The 18,092-nt window shown below is 63.8% G+C and carries 15 protein-coding genes; 6 read left to right on the top strand and 9 right to left on the bottom strand.

Going from position 1 to position 18,092, the window contains the following annotated elements; all coding sequences use genetic code 11:
• Window positions 1-4: 4 nt before the first annotated feature.
• The 4 genes from atpA to NKJ67_RS06320 form a co-directional block, all read right to left on the bottom strand.
• Complete coding sequence (gene atpA, locus NKJ67_RS06335; protein WP_023811756.1) at window positions 5-1,534, bottom strand: F0F1 ATP synthase subunit alpha; 1,530 nt, start codon at window positions 1,532-1,534, stop codon at window positions 5-7.
• On the bottom strand, window positions 1,534-2,094 hold the full coding sequence (locus NKJ67_RS06330) for a F0F1 ATP synthase subunit delta (protein WP_023762496.1): 561 nt from the start codon (window positions 2,092-2,094) through the stop codon (window positions 1,534-1,536). The genes atpA and NKJ67_RS06330 overlap by 1 nt, the downstream gene beginning before the upstream one ends.
• 246 nt (window positions 2,095-2,340) lie before the next feature.
• The gene (locus NKJ67_RS06325) at window positions 2,341-2,736 is read right to left on the bottom strand and encodes an AGROH133_08824 family phage infection protein (protein ID WP_127261416.1); all 396 of its coding nucleotides are present in this window, start codon (window positions 2,734-2,736) and stop codon (window positions 2,341-2,343) included.
• A 95-nt stretch (window positions 2,737-2,831) separates the two neighbouring features.
• The gene (locus NKJ67_RS06320) at window positions 2,832-3,527 is read right to left on the bottom strand and encodes an aspartate/glutamate racemase family protein (RefSeq protein WP_352580840.1); all 696 of its coding nucleotides are present in this window, start codon (window positions 3,525-3,527) and stop codon (window positions 2,832-2,834) included.
• 69 nt (window positions 3,528-3,596) lie between these two features.
• Between NKJ67_RS06320 and NKJ67_RS06315 the strand changes: the two genes are divergently transcribed.
• Window positions 3,597-3,842 carry a type II toxin-antitoxin system Phd/YefM family antitoxin gene (locus tag NKJ67_RS06315; protein ID WP_128307192.1) on the top strand — a complete coding sequence of 82 codons (246 nt, stop codon included), beginning with the start codon at window positions 3,597-3,599 and terminating at the stop codon, window positions 3,840-3,842.
• Window positions 3,843-3,888: 46 nt separating this feature from the next.
• On the opposite strand, the gene NKJ67_RS06310 is transcribed toward NKJ67_RS06315, so the two are convergent.
• Window positions 3,889-6,072: a primosomal protein N' gene (locus NKJ67_RS06310; protein ID WP_352580838.1), complete on the bottom strand. Its 2,184-nt coding sequence runs from the start codon at window positions 6,070-6,072 to the stop codon at window positions 3,889-3,891.
• 90 nt (window positions 6,073-6,162) lie between these two features.
• Here NKJ67_RS06310 and fsa point away from each other — a divergent pair, with 90 nt between their 5' ends.
• Window positions 6,163-6,819, top strand: coding sequence for a fructose-6-phosphate aldolase (fsa, locus tag NKJ67_RS06305; RefSeq protein ID WP_127320636.1), 657 nt, complete (start codon window positions 6,163-6,165; stop codon window positions 6,817-6,819).
• Between the two features lie 87 nt (window positions 6,820-6,906).
• Here the strand turns inward: fsa and NKJ67_RS06300 are convergent, their stop codons facing one another.
• The 3 genes from NKJ67_RS06300 to leuS form a co-directional block, all read right to left on the bottom strand.
• Window positions 6,907-9,591: a DNA translocase FtsK gene (locus NKJ67_RS06300; protein WP_352580837.1), complete on the bottom strand. Its 2,685-nt coding sequence runs from the start codon at window positions 9,589-9,591 to the stop codon at window positions 6,907-6,909.
• Between the two features lie 310 nt (window positions 9,592-9,901).
• Window positions 9,902-10,480: an LPS assembly lipoprotein LptE gene (locus NKJ67_RS06295; RefSeq protein ID WP_352580836.1), complete on the bottom strand. Its 579-nt coding sequence runs from the start codon at window positions 10,478-10,480 to the stop codon at window positions 9,902-9,904.
• On the bottom strand, window positions 10,467-13,091 hold the full coding sequence (gene leuS, locus NKJ67_RS06290) for a leucine--tRNA ligase (RefSeq protein ID WP_352580835.1): 2,625 nt from the start codon (window positions 13,089-13,091) through the stop codon (window positions 10,467-10,469). The genes NKJ67_RS06295 and leuS overlap by 14 nt, the downstream gene beginning before the upstream one ends.
• Window positions 13,092-13,246: 155 nt before the next feature.
• On the opposite strand from leuS, the gene NKJ67_RS06285 reads away from it, so the two are divergent.
• From NKJ67_RS06285 to NKJ67_RS06275, 3 genes are all read left to right on the top strand, one after another.
• Window positions 13,247-13,909 (top strand): YggS family pyridoxal phosphate-dependent enzyme, encoded by a 663-nt coding sequence (locus NKJ67_RS06285; protein WP_352580834.1) that lies wholly within the window; start codon window positions 13,247-13,249, stop codon window positions 13,907-13,909.
• A gap of 438 nt (window positions 13,910-14,347) precedes the next feature.
• Window positions 14,348-14,602: a type II toxin-antitoxin system Phd/YefM family antitoxin gene (locus NKJ67_RS06280; protein WP_352580833.1), complete on the top strand. Its 255-nt coding sequence runs from the start codon at window positions 14,348-14,350 to the stop codon at window positions 14,600-14,602.
• Between the two features lie 176 nt (window positions 14,603-14,778).
• Window positions 14,779-15,828, top strand: a complete 1,050-nt coding sequence (locus NKJ67_RS06275) for an aldo/keto reductase (protein WP_127320631.1) — start codon at window positions 14,779-14,781, stop codon at window positions 15,826-15,828.
• Window positions 15,829-15,872: 44 nt separating this feature from the next.
• Here the strand turns inward: NKJ67_RS06275 and NKJ67_RS06270 are convergent, their stop codons facing one another.
• On the bottom strand, window positions 15,873-16,781 hold the full coding sequence (locus tag NKJ67_RS06270) for a LysR family transcriptional regulator (protein ID WP_352580832.1): 909 nt from the start codon (window positions 16,779-16,781) through the stop codon (window positions 15,873-15,875).
• 118 nt (window positions 16,782-16,899) lie between these two features.
• Here NKJ67_RS06270 and NKJ67_RS06265 point away from each other — a divergent pair, with 118 nt between their 5' ends.
• Window positions 16,900-18,081 carry an MFS transporter gene (locus NKJ67_RS06265; RefSeq protein WP_352580831.1) on the top strand — a complete coding sequence of 394 codons (1,182 nt, stop codon included), beginning with the start codon at window positions 16,900-16,902 and terminating at the stop codon, window positions 18,079-18,081.
• Window positions 18,082-18,092: the final 11 nt, after the last annotated feature.

The raw sequence follows: 18,092 nt of genomic DNA, 5'->3' as shown, positions 1-18,092 counted from the left end.
TCGCTCAGGCGAAGGTCTTGGCGAAAGCGTCGATCTCGGCCTTCAGCTTGGCGCGCAGATCGTCCGACAGCGCCTTTTCCTTGCGGATGGCATCAAGTACGTCCTTGCCGGCCGAACGCATGTGGCTGAGCAGGCCATGCTCGAACTTGCCGACCTGGTTGACCGGCAGCTTGTCGAGATAGCCGTTGACGCCGGCGAAGATCACCGCGACCTGCTCTTCCGTCTTCAGCGGCGAGAACTGCGGCTGCTTCAGGAGTTCGGTCAGGCGCGATCCGCGGTTGAGCAGGCGCTGCGTGGCGGCATCGAGATCCGAGCCGAACTGCGCGAAGGCCGCCATTTCGCGGTACTGCGCAAGCTCGCCCTTGATCGAACCGGCAACCTGCTTCATCGCCTTGATCTGCGCGGCCGAACCGACGCGGCTGACCGACAGACCGACGTTCACCGCAGGACGAATGCCCTGGAAGAACAGGTTGGTCTCGAGGAAGATCTGGCCGTCGGTGATCGAGATCACGTTGGTCGGGATATAGGCCGACACGTCGTTGGCCTGCGTTTCGATGATCGGCAGCGCGGTCAGCGAACCACCGCCCAGATCGTCGTTGAGCTTGGCGGCGCGCTCGAGCAGGCGCGAGTGCAGGTAGAAGACGTCGCCCGGATAGGCTTCGCGGCCCGGCGGGCGACGCAGCAGCAGCGACATCTGGCGATAGGCGACGGCCTGCTTCGACAGATCGTCGTAGCTGATCAGCGCGTGCATGCCATTGTCGCGGAAATATTCGCCCATGGTGGCGCCGGCGAACGGCGCCAGGAACTGCATCGGTGCCGGATCGGAAGCGGTGGCGGCGACGATGATCGAATATTCGAGCGCGCCGCGCTCTTCCAGCACCTTGACGAACTGCGCGACGGTCGAGCGCTTCTGGCCGACGGCGACGTAGACGCAGTAGAGCTTTTCCTTCTCGGGGCCGTTGTCGTGCACCGACTTCTGGTTGAGCATCGTGTCGAGGATGATGGCGGTCTTGCCGGTCTGGCGATCGCCGATGACCAGCTCGCGCTGGCCGCGGCCGACCGGGATCAGCGCATCGATGGCCTTGAGGCCGGTCGACATCGGCTCGTTCACCGACTTGCGCGGAATGATGCCGGGCGCCTTGACGTCGACGCGCTTGCGCTCGACCGCCTTGATCGGACCCTTGCCGTCGATCGGATTACCGAGCGCGTCGACGACGCGGCCGAGCAGGCCTGGGCCGACGGGGACGTCGACGATGGCGCCAGTGCGCTTGACGATGTCGCCTTCCTTGATGTCGCGGTCGGCGCCGAAGATGACGACGCCGACATTGTCGGCTTCGAGGTTGAGCGCCATGCCGCGGATGCCGCCGGGGAATTCGACCATTTCGCCGGCCTGGACATTGTCGAGGCCGTAGACGCGGGCGATACCGTCACCGACGGACAACACCTGTCCGACTTCGGAGACCTCGGCCTCCTTGCCGAAATTCTTGATCTGGTCTTTCAGAATTGCGGAAATTTCCGCGGCGCGGATGTCCATCAGCCGACCTCTTTCAGTGCAAGCTTGAGCGAATTGAGTTTGGTTTTGAGCGACGTATCGATCTGGCGCGAGCCCATCTTGACCACCAGCCCGCCGAGCAGCGACGGATCGACGGTGACGGAGATAGCCACGTCCTTGCCGGCAACGCTCTTCAGCGCCGCCTTGAGTTCGGTCTGCTGGGCAGCCGTCAGTTCGTGAGCCGACGTCACTTCAGCAGCGGTCTCGCCACGATGTTCGGCTGATATCTGGCGGAACGCCCTGATCATGCCGGGAATGGCGAACAGCCGGCGGTTACGGGCGACGACGCGCAGGAAATTGCCGGTGAGGCCGGCAATCCCGGCCTTGTCGGCGATTGCCGCGATGGCCTTCGCCTGGTCCTCGCTGGAGAACACCGGGCTGTTGATCAGCCGGGTGAGATCAGCGCTGCCCGCGAGCATGGCTTCGAAGCTGTTGAGGTCAGCTTCGACCTTGGCCACGGAATTTGCCTGCAGGGCGAGTTCGAACAGCGAACCCGCATAGCGTTCTGCGACACCTGAGATTGGCGATGACGATTGAGCCACGGACCGTCTTTTCTCTTGTCTGACAGGCCGTAGATTGTTGGCGCGAGCAAAAACTCTGGCTAAATCTTTGACCTTACTGCATTTTTTCAAGCACGGAGACGCGGCTTCCGCTATCCCCGGCCGAAAGTCGATTGCCGTCTAGCACAGGCATTTTAAGACCGCAATGCGTCGTTCCGCATGGTTTTCAGGCACTATTGTCGCATCCGGCAAAAGTCACCCGTCTTCCATCGCGGAATACCCAACGATTCAAGGCAGAAAGCCGAAGGCAAAGGCGAGCGGCAACGCCGCCAGCACCAATTCCACCACAATGGAAACCCAATTGAAAGGCGTGTTGGCGCCATCCGACATCATCGACAGCAGCCGGCCGAAGGCGGTGAACAGCCAGGAGAAGCCAAGCGCCATGTAGATCAGCGGCTGCGCCAGCAGGATACAGCACAGGCCGACGCCGAGATAGAAGCCCGACATCCTGCCGCGCCCCTCGGCGATCGCCGCAGCCTTCTCTGGTTTGACCTGCAAGCGCAGGGCACGGAAGGCGAGGCCAGGGGCCAGAAAAAACAAAAGACCGAGCAGCACGGTGACGACGGCGCTCGACCAGGCCAGCCATTCGCCCTGGCTCGTCGGCCATGGAAGCGCAAAATCCATCTTGTCCCCTCGAAATGCCTGTTTTGAAATTCCGGGCATTCTAGCGGAGGAAAAGAGGCGCGCCAGATGGATCCACGCACTTTAGGCGGCGCGCATCAACCGAGCGCGAATGCCACAGCCGCTTCGGCATGGATGCGCGTCGTGTCGAAGACCGGGATGTCGAAATCCAGCTGGCCTATGAGCATGGTGATCTCGGTGCAGCCCATGATGACGCTGTCGGCCGCCTCGTCGCGGCGCAGGCGCTCGGTCTCGGCGATATAGGCCGCCTTTGAAGTCTCCTTGACGATGCCCTGGCACAACTCGTCGTAGATGACGCGATGGACCATGTCGCGCCCGGCGCCATCGGGCACGACAGGGTTCAAGCCAAATCTGTCGGCGAGCCGACCCTTGTAGAAATCCTGCTCCATGGTGAAGCGCGTCGCCAGCAGCGCCGGACGCTGCATGCCGGCGCGCTTGACCGCCACCGCGGTGGCATCGGCGATGTGGATCAGCGGGATCGACACCGACGCCTGCACTTGGTCGGCCAGTTTGTGCATGGTGTTGGTGCACAAAAGCAGACCTTCCGCGCCGCCGGCCTCGAGTTTGCGCGCCGCTTCGACGAGAAGCACGCCGGCGCCGTCCCAGTCGCCGTGATGCTGCCGCTCGGCGATTTCGGCGAAGTCGAATGACCAGAGCAGAAGCCTGGCCGAATGCAAGCCGCCCAGCCGCTCGCGCACGATCTCGTTGAGCAGCCGATAGTAGATGGCCGTCGATTCCCAGCTCATGCCGCCCAGAAGGCCAAGGGTTTTCATTGCGCGAGCTGTTCCTTTTCCTAGGCGATCCTCGATACTATAAACACATGAGACCACAAGGAGGTCGCAGTGAAAACCGTTCAGCTTCAGCAGGCCAAGGCGACACTCTCGGCAATTGTGGAGGCCGCGGGAAATGGCGAGCCAACCATCATCACAGAAAACGGCAGGCCGGCTGCCATGATCGTCCCGGTCGATGAAGGGCGAAAGCTCTATCCGCAAGACAGTCGGAGAAATTTGGCTGATTGGTTACTTCGGTATCCCGGCGGCATCGAATTTGAGCGAAACGAATCGCCGTCACGAGATGTCGAGTTTTGAGCCGCCCGACGTACCTATTTAAATCCACCTACCAAGCGCCCGGCAGCTACAAAAAACTCTGCGGATCGATATCCACCTGCACCCTGACCGAACCGCGCTGCTTCGGTCCGTTGGCCAGCATGGCCCTGATAAAACCTTGCATGTCGGCGCGCCGTTCGCCCTGGATCAGCAGGCGGAAGCGGTGGCGGCCGCCGAGCAGGGACAGCGGCGCCTCCGCCGGCCCCAGCACGAACAGATCGGTCGCCTCGGGCGCGGCGCGGCGCAGGCCGCGTGCATGGCCCTCGGCTTCCGCCCGCGTCACCGCACTGACGATGACGCCGGCGAGCCGACCGAAGGGCGGCAGTGCGGCCCGTTCGCGCTCGGCGATCTCACGTTCGTAAAACGCCTCGGCGTCGCCGGAGACGATCGCCCGCATCACCGGATGCTCGGGCTGAAAAGTCTGCAGCAGGCCAAGGCTCTTCTTGCCGGTGCGGCCGGCGCGGCCGGTGACCTGGCTGAGCAGCTGGAATGTGCGCTCGGCGGCGCGCGGATCGCCATTGGCAAGGCCGAGATCGGCATCGACGACGCCGACCAGGGTCATGTTGGGAAAGTTGTGGCCCTTGGCGACGAGCTGCGTGCCGATGACGATGTCGGCCTCGCCATCGGCGATCGCCTCCAGCTCCAGCCGCAGCCGCCGCACGCCGCCCATCAGGTCCGACGACAAGACGATGGTACGCGCGTCGGGAAAATGCGTCACGACCTCTTCGGCGATGCGCTCGACACCCGGTCCGCAGGCGACCAGATGGTCGAACGTGCCGCATTCCGGGCAGGCTTCGGGGCGGCGCTCATTGTGCCCGCAATGATGGCAGACGAGCTGGCCGCGAAAGCGATGCTCGACCAGCCAGGCCGAGCAGACCGGGCAGCCGAAGCGGTGGCCGCAGACCCGGCACAGCGTCAGCGGCGCATAGCCGCGCCGGTTGAGGAACAGCAGCGACTGCTCCTGCCTCTCCAGCGTCTGGCGCATCTGGTCGAGCAGCACCGGCGACAGGAAGCCACCGCGCGCCGGCGGTGCGCGCCGCATGTCGACCGCCTTCAGATGCGGAAGTGCCGCCTCGGCGAAGCGAGCTGAGAGCACGGCCCTGTTGTAGCGGCCCTGGCTGGCGTTGACCCGGCTTTCGACCGACGGCGTCGCCGACGCCAGCACCACCGGAAAGCTGCCGATATGGCCGCGCACCACGGCCATGTCGCGCGCATTGTAGAAGACGCGGTCCTCCTGCTTGTAGGCAGGGTCGTGCTCCTCGTCGACGACGATCAGTCCGAGCTCCTTGAACGGCAGGAACAGCGCCGAGCGCGCGCCGGCGACGACCCGCACACCGCCCTCCGCCACTTGCCGCCAAACCCGCTCGCGCATCCGCGGCGGCAGGTCGGAATGCCATTCGCCCGGCTTGGCGCCGAAGCGCTGCTGGAAGCGCTCGAGAAAGGCATGCGTCAGCGCGATTTCCGGCAGCAGGATCAGCACCTGCCTGCCCTGGTCGAGCGCAGCCGCCACCGCCTCGAAATAGACCTCGGTCTTACCGGATCCGGTGACGCCGTCGAGCAGCGCGACGTTGAACACGCCGGCTGCGACATTGGCGCGCAGCATCTGCGCCGCGGCGCTCTGGTCCGGCATCAGTTCCGGTATGGCATAGCCGGGATCGGGCGCGGCCACCACCGGGCGCGGCGGGATCATCACCGTCTCGAACACGCCTTGCGCCCTCAGGCCGTCGATCACCGTCGACGACACGCCGGCCGCGTGCGCGAGGCCGGATCGCGTCCAGGCAAGGCCGCCTTCGGCCGTCTCCAGCACGCGCTGCCTGGCGCCCGTCATCCGGTCGGGTGCGAGAAGCGTGCGCTGCAGCCCTTCGAGCCACGGTTCGGGATCGAAAGCCTCCGGCGCCCTGAGCAGCATGCGCGCCACCATGCCCGGAGGCGACAGCGTGTACTGCGCCACCCAGTCGACGAAACGGCGCATCGCGCGGTCGATCGGCGGGCAGTCGAAGACCTGTTCGATGGGGCGCAGTTTTTTCGCGTCGACCTTCTCGACCGCGCCATCCCAGACGATGCCGGCGACCTGCCGCGGCCCGAGCGGCACGCGCACGATCGAGCCCGGCACCACGCGCATGCCGGCCGGCACGGCATAGGTATAGGGGCGTTCGGCGGGCATCGGCACCAGCACCGGTGCGGCTGCGACAAAGGGCGAATCTTCGATCATGAGGCGTGACCTTGCCCTGACTTTGGTCTAGATCAAAGGCCGACCCCGAATGTGCATGACATGCACATGAAAATCTTCAGGAGACCCGCCATGAAATTTTTTGTCGACACCGCCGACGTCAAGGATATCCGTGAGCTGAACGATCTGGGGCTGCTCGACGGCGTCACCACCAATCCGTCGCTGATCCTCAAATCCGGCGGCAAGATCGCCGACGTCACCAAAGAGATTTGCGACATCGTCAAGGGTCCGGTCTCGGCTGAAGTCACCGCCACTGAATATTCCGAGATGATGCAGCAGGCCAAGGTTCTGGCCAAGATCGCCGACAATGTCTGCATCAAGGTGCCGCTGACGCTGGACGGTCTCAAGGCCTGCAAGACGATCCGCACCGAGATGAACCGCCTGGTCAACGTCACGCTGTGCTTTTCGGCCAACCAGGCGCTGCTGGCGGCCAAGGCCGGTGCCTCGTTCATCTCGCCCTTCGTCGGCCGCGTCGACGACATCGGCATCGACGGCATGGAGCTGATCCAGGAGATCAGGCAGATCTACGACAATTACGATTTCCAGACCGAGATCCTCGTCGCTTCGGTGCGCACCGTGAACCACGTCAAGCAGGCGGCCCTCATCGGCGCCGATGTCGTGACCGCCCCGCCGGCGACCCTGAAGGCGCTGGTCAAGCACCCCCTGACCGACAAGGGCCTGGAACAGTTCCTCGCCGACTGGGCAAAGACCGGCCAATCGATCGGCTGAGAATGGCGATCGGCTGAGACCAATCGCTTGTAATCAAAAAGGCCGGGCAACCGGCCTTTTTGATGTGCGCTTCAAGCGGGCTGCCGATCAGTCCGTGCCATCGTCCTCGGGCGCGCTTGCCGGCTGGCGCCGGCCCATGATGATTTCGCGTTTGCCGACATGGTTGGGTGCGCCGACCAGGCCTTCCTTTTCCATACGCTCGACCAGGGACGCGGCGCGGTTGTAGCCGATGCCGAGGCGGCGCTGGATGTAGGACGTCGAGCACTTCTTGTCGCGCACCACCACCTTCACCGCCTCGTCGTAGATCGCATCACTGTCTTCGGCTGCGACGGATCCCTTGTCGAAGACCGCGCCCTGGTCTTCTTCGATTTCTTCCTCGTCCTCGTCGGCCGTCACGGTTTCCAGATATTCAGGGCGCCCTTGCGCCTTGAGATGCGCGACCACATGCTCGACCTCGGCGTCGGAAACAAACGGCCCGTGCACGCGCGAAATGCGCCCGCCGCCCATCATGTGCAGCATGTCGCCCTGGCCAAGCAACTGCTCGGCGCCTTGCTCGCCCAGGATGGTGCGGCTGTCGATCTTCGATGTCACCTGGAAGGAAATCCGGGTCGGGAAGTTGGCCTTGATCGTGCCGGTGATGACGTCGACCGAGGGGCGCTGCGTTGCCATGATCAGGTGAATGCCGGCAGCGCGCGCCATCTGCGCCAGTCGCTGGATCGCGCCTTCGATCTCCTTGCCGGCGACCATCATCAGGTCGGCCATCTCGTCGACGATGACGACGATGTAGGGCATCGGCGCGAGGTCGATTTCCTGCTGTTCGAAAAGCGGTTCGCCGGTGCCCTTTTCGAAGCCGGTCTGCACGGTCATGACGACGGTTTCGCCCTTGTCGCGGGCTTGAGCGGCACGCTCGTTGTAGCCGTCGATGTTGCGCACACCGAGCCGCGCCATCTTGCGATACCGGTCCTCCATTTCGCGCACGGCCCATTTGAGCGCCGTGACGGCTTTCTTGGGATCCGTGACGACGGGCGTCAGAAGATGCGGGATGCCGTCATAGACGGAAAGTTCGAGCATCTTGGGATCGACCATGATCAGCCGGCATTCTTCCGGCTTCAGCCGGTAGAGCAACGACAGGATCATGGTGTTGATGGCGACCGACTTGCCGGAGCCGGTGGTTCCGGCCACGAGCAAATGCGGCATCTTCGCCAGCTCGGCGATAACAGGCTCGCCGCCGATCGTCTTGCCCAAGCAAAGCGCCAGCTTGCAGCTGGTCTTGCGGAAGCCTTCCGATTCGATCAGCTCCCGGAAATAGACGGTTTCGCGCGTCTCGTTCGGGAGCTCGATGCCGATGACGTTGCGGCCAGGCACGACTGCGACGCGCGCCGAAATCGCCGACATGGAGCGGGCGATATCGTCGGCAAGCCCGATGACGCGAGAAGATTTGACGCCCGGCGCCGGCTCGAACTCATAAAGCGTGACCACCGGGCCTGGGCGAACATGAATGATCTCGCCACGCACGCCGAAGTCCTCGAGCACGCTTTCCAGCAGATCGGCGTTCTGCTCGAGCCGCTCCTGCGACATGTAGAAGCCTTGTCCCTCCGGTGGCTGCTGCAACAGCTCTTCCGAGGGAAGCTCATAGGGATCGCCCGCGGTTGACAGCACGACCTTTCCAGCCCCAGGCAAGCGCGCGGAGCGGGCGGCAACGGCCCTGGCAGGGACGTTCACACTTGGCGCGGCCGACGCGGAAACGGCGTCGCTTTTGGCGGCTGGGATTGCGACAGGCTGGACCGGCGACGGCGCATCGCTCGCCGGCACGCCGGGTTGGGCGACGGCCTGGTTCGAATTGGCCGGCCAAGCATCCGGCAACGGCTTCAAGGCCTGGCCCGGAAGGCAGTCGATGACACGAAACAATGCGGTGGCATCGGTCCCTGGGCGAATATCGATCGGCGTAGCGGTGACTGGCGCCACGGCGAGCGATGCAGGCGACGCTGGACCGGTCTGCCGGGCCGGCGACGAAACGTCGACCAGATAGGGGGCCATGGCCTCGAAGAAGGCATGATCCGAAAGATACGGCCAGCGCAGCCTTTCGGAAGTGGTCGTTTTGATCGGGCCGCCCGGAGCAACGGACGCACGCGCGGATGCCTGCCCCGTCGCGGCCGTCCTCGGCGGCATCGGCGCAACGGCTGGCACCTTCTCCCTGGCGCGTCCCGCGGCAACAAAAGCAGCAGCCGGCGGCAGTGGCCCTTGCGTGGCGTGGCCGGCCAGCGGCTGGGAAGCAGGGCTTTTCACCGAAGCCGGCAATGCCAGGAGCGAAGGCGCGGAGGACGCCCCTTTGATCATGGATTGCGCAACGGCTTGCTCTGCTGGGCGCGTCGCGGCGTGTTCGACAACACGCTCGTGCTGCGGACGATGCTTCCTGGCCTCATAGTCCGGCGTGCGTGTAAAACGCACGTTGGGTGCAAGGAAGAAATATTCCTGCCAGGCAGGGCTCTCGATATCGCCGATTTTCGAAAGCGTGTCGTCCGAGCCACCCCGCGGCTCCATATAGGGCCGCTTGTTGCCACCGAGATCGACCACCGGCGCTGAATAGCCGGCCTGGCGTGTGGCGGGCTGCCGGCCGCCCGGCTCCTTGCGAGCCGGACGATCAAGGTCGCCTGCCGCAGAAGAACCTCGCTGACCACCCCTGTCGCCGATGCTCTCGGAGCGCTTCCCCTCGGGATCATCAGGCGATGCGGCCGTCGATAAATTGACCCGGGAAAAACGCTTGGCTTCCATTCTCAAGACTCACTCTGAAATGTCTGCCGAGCAATAGGGAGCGAGTGGTTAACAGTTGCTTCCCGGATGGATCGCCGACCATCCTGGGCACCAAAATCTTCGTGGTAATCGGCGAGCGACACGGCACGATCGTCGTCTCGCCGCATCCACGCCGGTGGCGCGATCTACTCGCCGTGCCGCAGCAGCTCGATGGGTATCTTCGGACAATCCCTGTTCGGAATCTGGCTCTGTTCGAGAATCTGGTCATGATCCCGCGATCACCCCATCATGCCTGGGGCGCCGGACCGTTTCCGTGAAGCGATGAGGTGCGCTAGCCGGTCTTGCCGTGCCGGACAAGGTCCTGGGCAATGGACAGCTGCAGCGCTTCCGCCAACTCTCGCGCAGCGCGATTCTCGGCGTCGATCTGCGCCCGGTATGCGGCGAATTCCTGACGCGGCCTGTCGAAGGACGAGGTGATCGAACGCTTGCCGGATGCGATCACCACGCCGGTCTTCGCATCGGCCAGCGTATAGCTGCCGGTCAGCGTCACGGAACCGGCGGTCGGTTCGTCTTCATCCGTTCCGACCTGCACGAGTGCCGCGGACTCGACCGCTTCGGTCACGCCGAGATTGAGCGAATAGACCGGCGAGGCCGGCTCGCCGGCGCCTCGTCCAAACCCGAAAATCAGATTGTTGCGCACATGTTGGCCGTAACGCGTATTGACCGGCTTGATGCCGATCAACGCCAGTTCGGCACTGGCACTGGCCTGCGAACCCGACAGTGGCGCGCTCGAATAGAGCGGCCGCACCGTGCAGGCCGAGACAAGCGCGAGCGAACCTATCAGGCCGGCAAGCGCAATGCGGCGCAGCAAATGGTTCAACTCTGTCTTTTCCCGATCAGGCAACGACATTGACGATCCTCTGCGGCACGATGATCACCTTGCGCGGAGCCTTACCTTCAAGTGCTTTCTGCACGAAGTCGAGAGCCAATACCGCTTTTTCGACCGCACCTTGGTCCGCGTCGCGGGCAATTGTCAAATCCCCCCGCTTCTTGCCGTTGACCTGTACCGGATAGGTGACTTCGTTGTCGACGACCAGCGCCGGATCGAAGACCGGCCAGGGCCGTTCGGCAACGAGATCGGTGCCGCCAAGCGTTGCCCAGCACTCCTCGGCCAGATGCGGCATGATCGGCGCGATCAGATGCACGAGAATCTCCACCGCCTGCCGACAGGCGCCTTTCAGCGCTGCGTCGGCCTTGCCTTCGGCCACTTCGTTGAGCGGCGTGGTCAGCGCGTTGGCCAGTTCGTAGATGCGGGCGATGGCGCGGTTGAAAGCGAGCTTCTCGATATCCTCTCCGACCGCCTTGAGGATCTTGTGCGCGGCCTTTGAAACCACCGCGGCCTCACCGCTGCTGGCCGCCACGGGCTTGATGCCGGCCAGTGTTTCGGCGGCCGTCGACACCAGGCGCCAGATGCGCTGGATGAAGCGATGCGCACCGGCAGCGCCATCGTCGGTCCACTCGACATCGCGCTCGGGAGGAGAATCGGACAGCATGAACCAGCGCGCCGTATCGGCGCCGTAGCCATCGGTGATGTCTTCCGGGCTCACCGTGTTCTTTTTCGATTTCGACATCTTTTCCAGCGGGCCGATGGTGACGGCCTCGCCGGTGGCGATGTCGATGGCGCTGCGCTTGCCGTCGACGTCCTCCAGCCGAACTTCGGTGGGCGCCAGCCAGCGGCCATTCGATGCCGAGCCGGCGCGATAGGTTTCGTGCACCACCATGCCTTGCGTGAACAGGCCCTTGAACGGCTCGGCCAGATCGACATGGCCGGCCTCGCGCATCGCGCGGGTGAAGAAGCGCGAATAGAGCAGATGCAGGATCGCGTGCTCGATCCCGCCAATATACTGGTCGACCGGCAGCCATTCGTTGGCCGCCTTGGGATCGGTCGGTTCATGCGCCCACGGCGCGGTGAAGCGGGCAAAGTACCACGACGAATCGACGAACGTGTCCATCGTGTCGGTTTCGCGCCGCGCATCCCTGCCGCATTGCGGACATTTCACATGGCGCCATGTCGGATGCCGGTCGAGCGGATTGCCCGGGCGATCGAAATCGACATCGTCGGGCAGCTTCACCGGCAGGTCCACCTTCGGCACCGGCACCACGCCGCAAGCCTCGCAATGGATCATCGGGATCGGGCAGCCCCAGTAGCGCTGGCGCGAAATGCCCCAGTCGCGCAGGCGGAAATTCACCTTGCGCTCGGCCATCGGCCGGTTGCCGATGGTCTTCTGCTCCAGCAGTTTGGCGACTTCGTCGAAAGCCTGATCCGGCTTCATGCCGTCGAGAAAGCGCGAATTGATCATCACGCCGTCATCGACATAGGCTTCGTCGATGATCTGGAACGTCGCCGGATTCTCGCCTTCCGGCATCACCACCGGAATCACCGGCAGGCCGTATTTGTTGGCGAAGTCGAGGTCGCGCTGGTCGCCGGACGGACAGCCGAAAATGGCGCCGGTGCCGTATTCCATCAGCACGAAATTGGCGACATAGACCGGCAGCGTCCAGTTGTCGTCAAACGGATGGACGACGCGGAGGCCGGTGTCGAAACCCTTCTTCTCAGCTGTCTCCAGCGCCGCCACCGAGGTGCCCATATGGCCGATATCCTCGATGAACTTCGCCAGCGCCGGATTGTGCGCAGCGGCCTTCTTGGCCAACGGATGATCGGCGGCGACAGCCATGAAGGAAGCGCCGAAGATGGTGTCGGGCCTTGTCGTATAGACTTCCAGCTCATGCTCGCCACCAGAGGCGTCGGCCAGAGGCCAACGGATCAGCAGGCCTTCCGAGCGGCCGATCCAGTTCTGCTGCATCAGCTTCACTTTTTCCGGCCATTCGTCGAGGCCGTCGAGCGAATCCAGCAGATCCTGCGCGAAATCGGTGATCTTGAAGAACCACTGCGTCAGTTCGCGCTGTTCGACCAGCGCGCCCGAGCGCCAGCCGCGCCCGTCGATGACCTGCTCGTTGGCGAGCACCGTCATGTCCTCCGGATCCCAGTTGACCTTGGAGGATTTGCGCGTCACCAGCCCCTTCTCGACAAAATCGAGGAACAGCATCTGCTGGCGGTGGTAATAGTCGACGTCACAGGTGGCGAATTCGCGCGCCCAGTCCAGCGACAGCCCCATGACCTTGAGCTGCTCGCGCATGGTGGCGATGTTCTGGTAGGTCCACTCCTTGGGATGGACCTTGTTCTGCATCGCCGCGTTTTCGGCCGGCATGCCGAAGGCGTCCCAGCCCATCGGGTGCAGCACGTTGAAACCCTTGGCCCGCTTGTAGCGCGCCACCACGTCGCCCATCGTGTAATTGCGGGTATGACCGATATGGATGCGCCCCGACGGATAGGGGAACATCTCCAGCACATAGTATTTCGGGCGCGGATCGTCATTGTGCGCTTCGAACAGCTTCTTGGCGTCCCAGGCCTTCTGCCATTTGGGCTCTGACGCGCGCGGATTGTATCGTTCGGTTGCCATGGGGCGTTTTTCACTTAAAAGCATGCGCGAACTGCGGGCGACGGCTCGGCAGTTCAGGAAATGTGGTCCGGGTGTTCACCATGGTTTGGCAAACCCGTCAACCATATGGGTATCGCGTCTGACAAAAACGCCGGCCAAAACAGCAGGATTTGCATATGGGTGACGCCGTTCAGCAATTTTTCGCGGTCAGGGCGAAGATCGCCGCCGCCGAGCGCGAGGCCGGCCGCGAAGCCGGCGCCGTGACGCTGGTCGCGGTCTCAAAGACCTTCGACGCTGCCGACATCGGCCCGGTCATCGAGGCCGGCCAGCGCGTCTTCGGCGAGAACCGTGTGCAGGAGGCGCAAGGCAAATGGCCTGATCTGAAGGAAGCTTTTCCTGGAATCGAACTGCATCTGATCGGCCCGCTGCAATCCAACAAGGCTCGGGAAGCGGTGGCGCTGTTCGACGTCATCGAGACGGTCGATCGCGAGAAGATCGCCGCCGAACTCGCCAAGGAGATCGCCAAACAGGGCCGCGCGCCAAAACTCTATGTCCAGGTCAACACCGGCTCCGAGCCGCAGAAGGCCGGCATCGAGCCGCGCGAGGCCGTGGCTTTCGTCACCCGCTGCCGCGACGTGCATGGCCTCGCCATCGAGGGCCTGATGTGCATCCCGCCGGCCGACGAGAATCCCGGCCCGCACTTCGCGCTGTTGGAAAAGCTCGGCAAGGAAGCCAACGTCGCCAAACTCTCGATGGGCATGTCCGGCGATTATGAGACCGCGATCGCCTTCGGCGCCACCAGCGTCCGCGTCGGTTCGGCGATCTTCGGCAGCCGATAGTCCGATGCACAGACCGGTCTCTAGTCGCTAAATTCCAACATATTCGATTGGCTGCAGGCCACCACACCTTCGTCATCCTAGGGCGGAGCGACGCGAAGCGGAGCGCAGACCCTAGGATCCGTGCCGTGACGAAAAGGAAAATGCAGCGGTGCAGAATTCTGTTCCGCTGCATTCTTCGGCAGATGTCGCGGCATGGATCCTCGGGTCTGCGCTGCGTCGCTGCGCTCCTTGCTCCGCCCGTGGATGACGACGAGAGAGATGTTTAGGCCAATCCCCGAGGTTTGCGATCTGCCGCCGAAAGAGGCTATAGATTCTCGCTGCCAATAGCTTCCAACCCATGTCGAGGAACTAGCGAACACATCTGTTCGAGCGGAAACCCTGCCATGCTTCAACGGCATCTGGTATATGACTAGCGAAGCCATCTAGCGAGTAGTGCCCTTGAACTGGCATCTTAAGGACGCGAAGAACAATCTGTCGAAACTCGTACGGCAGGTGCGGGAACAAGGGCCACAAACCATCACGGTGCGCGGAAAGCCAACTGCTGTCGTACTCTCCCCCGAGGACTACGACCGACTGGTCGGCGCAACACCTTCGCTTGCGGAATATCTTCTCTCAGGTCCCGTGTGGGATGACGACTTCGTCGAGGAGGTCAATCGCCGCCCGAAGACGAAGATCCGATTTATAGACTTATAATCCGCATACTCATGCGAACCTCGTTCGGTGAATGCAGCGGGCGCTTTTCTGATGGCGGCATTAGATGCGGTGAGGGGTTATAGGCCAACTCAGCGGGCTCGTTGCTCCAGGACTGGAAACGAAACGTACCGTTCCTATTTGCTTTGCGTCATCACAAACTCTCTGGAGCCGCCATCATGCGCTACAACCAGCTTGGAAATACGGGGATGTTCGTCTCCGAACTGTGCCTCGGCACCATGACCTTCGGCGCCGCCGGCCAGAATGCCCAATGGGGCCTGATCGCCAGCCTCGACCAGAAGGGGGTCAACGAGATCGTTGCCCATTCGCTCGCCGCCGGCGTCAATTTCTTCGATACGGCCGACGTCTACTCCTTTGGCGAATCCGAACGGCTGCTCGGCCAGTCGCTCAGGGATCTCGGTGTGAACAGGCAGAACGTGGTCATCGCCACCAAGGCGCATGGCGCCATGGGCGAAGGCCCCAACCAGCGCGGCTCGTCACGCGGCCACATCATGGACTCGGTCGATGCCAGCTTGGAGCGGCTGCAGCTCGACCATATCGATCTCTATCAGCTGCACGGCACCGACACCGTGACGCCGATCGACGAAACGCTGCGGGCGCTCGACGATCTCGTTGCCAGCGGCAAGGTTCGCTATGTCGGCGTCTCCAACTGGGCGGCATGGCGCATCGCCAAGGCGCTCGGTATCGCCGAGCGCAAGGGCTTTGCCCGTTTCGAGACCGTCCAGTCCTACTATTCGATCGCCGGCCGCGATCTCGAGCGCGAGATCGTGCCGCTGCTCAACGAAGAGAAGCTCGGCCTGATGGTGTGGTCGCCGATGGCCGGTGGCCTGCTCTCCGGCAAATACGGCCCCGGCGCGCCCGGCAATGGCGAAGGCCGCCGCGCGTCCTTCAACTTCCCGCCGGTCAATGAGGACCGTGCCTGGGCGGCCGTTGCCGTCATGCGCGAAATCGCCAAAAAGCATGATGTCAGCGTCGCCACGGTGGCGCTCGGCTATGTCCTGGCCAAGCCCTTCGTGATGAGCGTCATCATCGGCGCCAGCCGCATGGAGCAGCTGGAGCAGAACCTTGCCGCCACTGATGTGAAGCTCGACACAGACGATCTGCTTCGTCTCGACGAGGTCAGCGCCCTGCCGTCCGAATATCCCGGCTGGATGCTGGAGCGCCAGGCAGTGGGCCGCCGCCCGGCGCCGTTCACGCCGAAAGCATAAATACGGCCCACGCTGACATCCCGGGAGCCGTGGCTCCGGAGATGTCAGCTCAGCCGGACGCTCTCTCCCAGAAAATCGAGAAAGGCACGCACCCGCGCCGGCAGATGCCGGCCCTGGCCGACATAGACGGCGTGGGTGGGCTCCTCGTCGCCGGGATTGAATGCCTCCAGCAGCGGCACCAGCCGGCCGGCCGCGATGTCTTCCGCCACATGCCAGCGGGCCAGCCGGGCGATGCCCGCGCCCGCCAGCGCCATCAGCCGCATCGCCTCGCCGTCGCTGACCAGCGTGTTGCCGGTGATGGGAACCATGATGGCGCGGCCGTCCGCGTCGAGGAACGGCCAGCCATCGACATGCCTGACGAACCCGAAGCCCATGCGGTTATGCCTGTCGAGATCGGCTGGCGTCAGCGGCGTGCCCTGCGTTTCGAGGTAGGAAGGTGCTGCAACGACCACCACAGGGCTTTGCCCCAGCTTGCGCGCCACCAGCCGTGACTCACTCAGCGGCCCGGCACGGATAGCGACATCGGCGCGTTCCGCCATCAGGTCGATGACGCTGTCGGTCAGCACCAGATCGACTGAAATCTCGGGGTAGCGTTCGAGGAAGCGTGGCAGAAGCGGGATCAGCCGGTGTACCCCGAAGGGCACGTAGCTGTTGACGCGCAGCCGTCCGCGCGGTGAAGCACCCGCCGCCGCCTCCTGCTCGGCCGCCGCCATGTCGGCGAGGATGCGCAGGCCGCTCTCGTAGAACGCGGTGCCTTCCGGCGTCAGTTGCAGCTTTCGCGTCGAGCGGCTGACCAGCCGCGCGCCAAGCCGGGCCTCCAGCCGCGCGATCAGCTTGCTCACCGCCGAAGGCGTCATGCGCAACGCGCGTGCGGCGGAGGAGAAACTGCCGTCCTCGACGACGCGCACGAACACTTCGATCTCGCCGGAGCGATTGATATCGGGCCTGGCCATTTGTGAATCTATTTCACAGAAAATGTGCCCAAGGCAAGTCTGGTTCACAATCCAGGGAAGCACGATCTCAGGGTCGGGGCGCGGGACGGCGCTCTTCGCCATCGAAGTGGAAACCGCCATGCCTCTTGCTCTTTACGCCCTTGCCGCCGGTGCCTTCGGCATCGGCGTCACCGAATTCGTCATCATGGGTCTGCTGCTCGATGTCAGCAAGGATCTCGGCGTTTCGATCACGGCCGCCGGCCAGCTCATTTCGGGCTATGCGCTCGGCGTCGTCATCGGCGCGCCCCTGCTGACCATCGCCACCGGCAACTGGCCACGCAAGACCGTGCTTCTGGCACTGATGGCGATCTTCACGCTTGGCAATCTCGCCTGTGCGCTGGCCCCCGATTACTGGACGCTGATGGGCGCCCGCATTATCACCGCCTTCGCCCACGGCACATTCTTTGGCGTCGGCTCTGTCGTCGCCACCGGGCTGGTCGCACCCAACAGACAAGCCTCGGCGATCGCGCTGATGTTCACCGGTCTGACCATCGCCAACATCCTCGGCGTGCCCTTCGGCACCTGGCTCGGCCAGGCCTTCGGCTGGCGGGCGACCTTCTGGGCGGTGACATTGGTCGGCGTGGCGGCCTTCGCCGTCATCCTGGCTCTGGTGCCACGCAGCCGGACGGCGCCCGAAAAGAGCGATCTGCGCGCCGATCTCGCCGTTTTGCGCCGCACCCCCGTCCTGCTCGGCCTCGCCACCACCGTGCTCGGCTATGCCGGTGTCTTCGCCGTCTTCACCTATATCGCTCCGTTGCTGACCGAGATCAGCGGCTTCAAGGAAGCGGCCGTATCGCCGATCCTGCTCGTCTTCGGCGGCGGTCTCATCGCCGGCAATTTGCTTGGCGGCAAGGTCGCCGACCGCTGGCTGGTGCCGGCCGTGCTGGGCAGTCTCGTGGTGCTGGCCCTGGTGCTTGCAACCATGAGCTTTGCCATCCACAGCCAGGTCATGGCCGTCATCCATGTCGGCCTGCTCGGGGCCGCCGCCTTTGCCACCGTGGCGCCGCTGCAGATGTGGGTGCTGGACAAGGCGCAAGGTGCCGGCCAGAGCCTCGCCTCGTCCTTCAACATCGCCGCCTTCAATCTCGGCAATGCGGCAGGTGCCTGGCTTGGCGGTGCGGTGATTGCCCATGGCCTTGGCCTGGGCTCACTCACCTGGGTCGCCGCCCTGCTGCCGCTCGCGGCACTCGGCGTGGCGGGGCTGGCGCTGCGTCTCGATCGCACCGCCACGCTCGGCGAGCCTGCCCCCATCCGGTCGTGACCGTCCTCTGC

Source organism: Mesorhizobium sp. M0088, from assembly GCF_040322895.1.
Classification (GTDB): domain Bacteria; phylum Pseudomonadota; class Alphaproteobacteria; order Rhizobiales; family Rhizobiaceae; genus Mesorhizobium.
This window is presented reverse-complemented; position numbering and strand designations above follow the sequence as displayed.

What these genes read in the sequence shown, in the direction of transcription:
- atpA (WP_023811756.1), bottom strand. Translation starts at nt 1,534, where the DNA reads ATGGACATCCGCGCCGCGGAAATTTCCGCAATTCTGAAAGACCAGATC.
- NKJ67_RS06325 (WP_127261416.1), bottom strand. Translation starts at nt 2,736, where the DNA reads ATGGATTTTGCGCTTCCATGGCCGACGAGCCAGGGCGAATGGCTGGCC.
- NKJ67_RS06320 (WP_352580840.1), bottom strand. Translation starts at nt 3,527, where the DNA reads ATGAAAACCCTTGGCCTTCTGGGCGGCATGAGCTGGGAATCGACGGCC.
- NKJ67_RS06310 (WP_352580838.1), bottom strand. Translation starts at nt 6,072, where the DNA reads ATGATCGAAGATTCGCCCTTTGTCGCAGCCGCACCGGTGCTGGTGCCG.
- fsa (WP_127320636.1), top strand. Translation starts at nt 6,163, where the DNA reads ATGAAATTTTTTGTCGACACCGCCGACGTCAAGGATATCCGTGAGCTG.
- NKJ67_RS06300 (WP_352580837.1), bottom strand. Translation starts at nt 9,591, where the DNA reads ATGGAAGCCAAGCGTTTTTCCCGGGTCAATTTATCGACGGCCGCATCG.
- NKJ67_RS06295 (WP_352580836.1), bottom strand. Translation starts at nt 10,480, where the DNA reads ATGTCGTTGCCTGATCGGGAAAAGACAGAGTTGAACCATTTGCTGCGC.
- leuS (WP_352580835.1), bottom strand. Translation starts at nt 13,091, where the DNA reads ATGGCAACCGAACGATACAATCCGCGCGCGTCAGAGCCCAAATGGCAG.
- NKJ67_RS06285 (WP_352580834.1), top strand. Translation starts at nt 13,247, where the DNA reads ATGGGTGACGCCGTTCAGCAATTTTTCGCGGTCAGGGCGAAGATCGCC.
- NKJ67_RS06275 (WP_127320631.1), top strand. Translation starts at nt 14,779, where the DNA reads ATGCGCTACAACCAGCTTGGAAATACGGGGATGTTCGTCTCCGAACTG.
- NKJ67_RS06270 (WP_352580832.1), bottom strand. Translation starts at nt 16,781, where the DNA reads ATGGCCAGGCCCGATATCAATCGCTCCGGCGAGATCGAAGTGTTCGTG.
- NKJ67_RS06265 (WP_352580831.1), top strand. Translation starts at nt 16,900, where the DNA reads ATGCCTCTTGCTCTTTACGCCCTTGCCGCCGGTGCCTTCGGCATCGGC.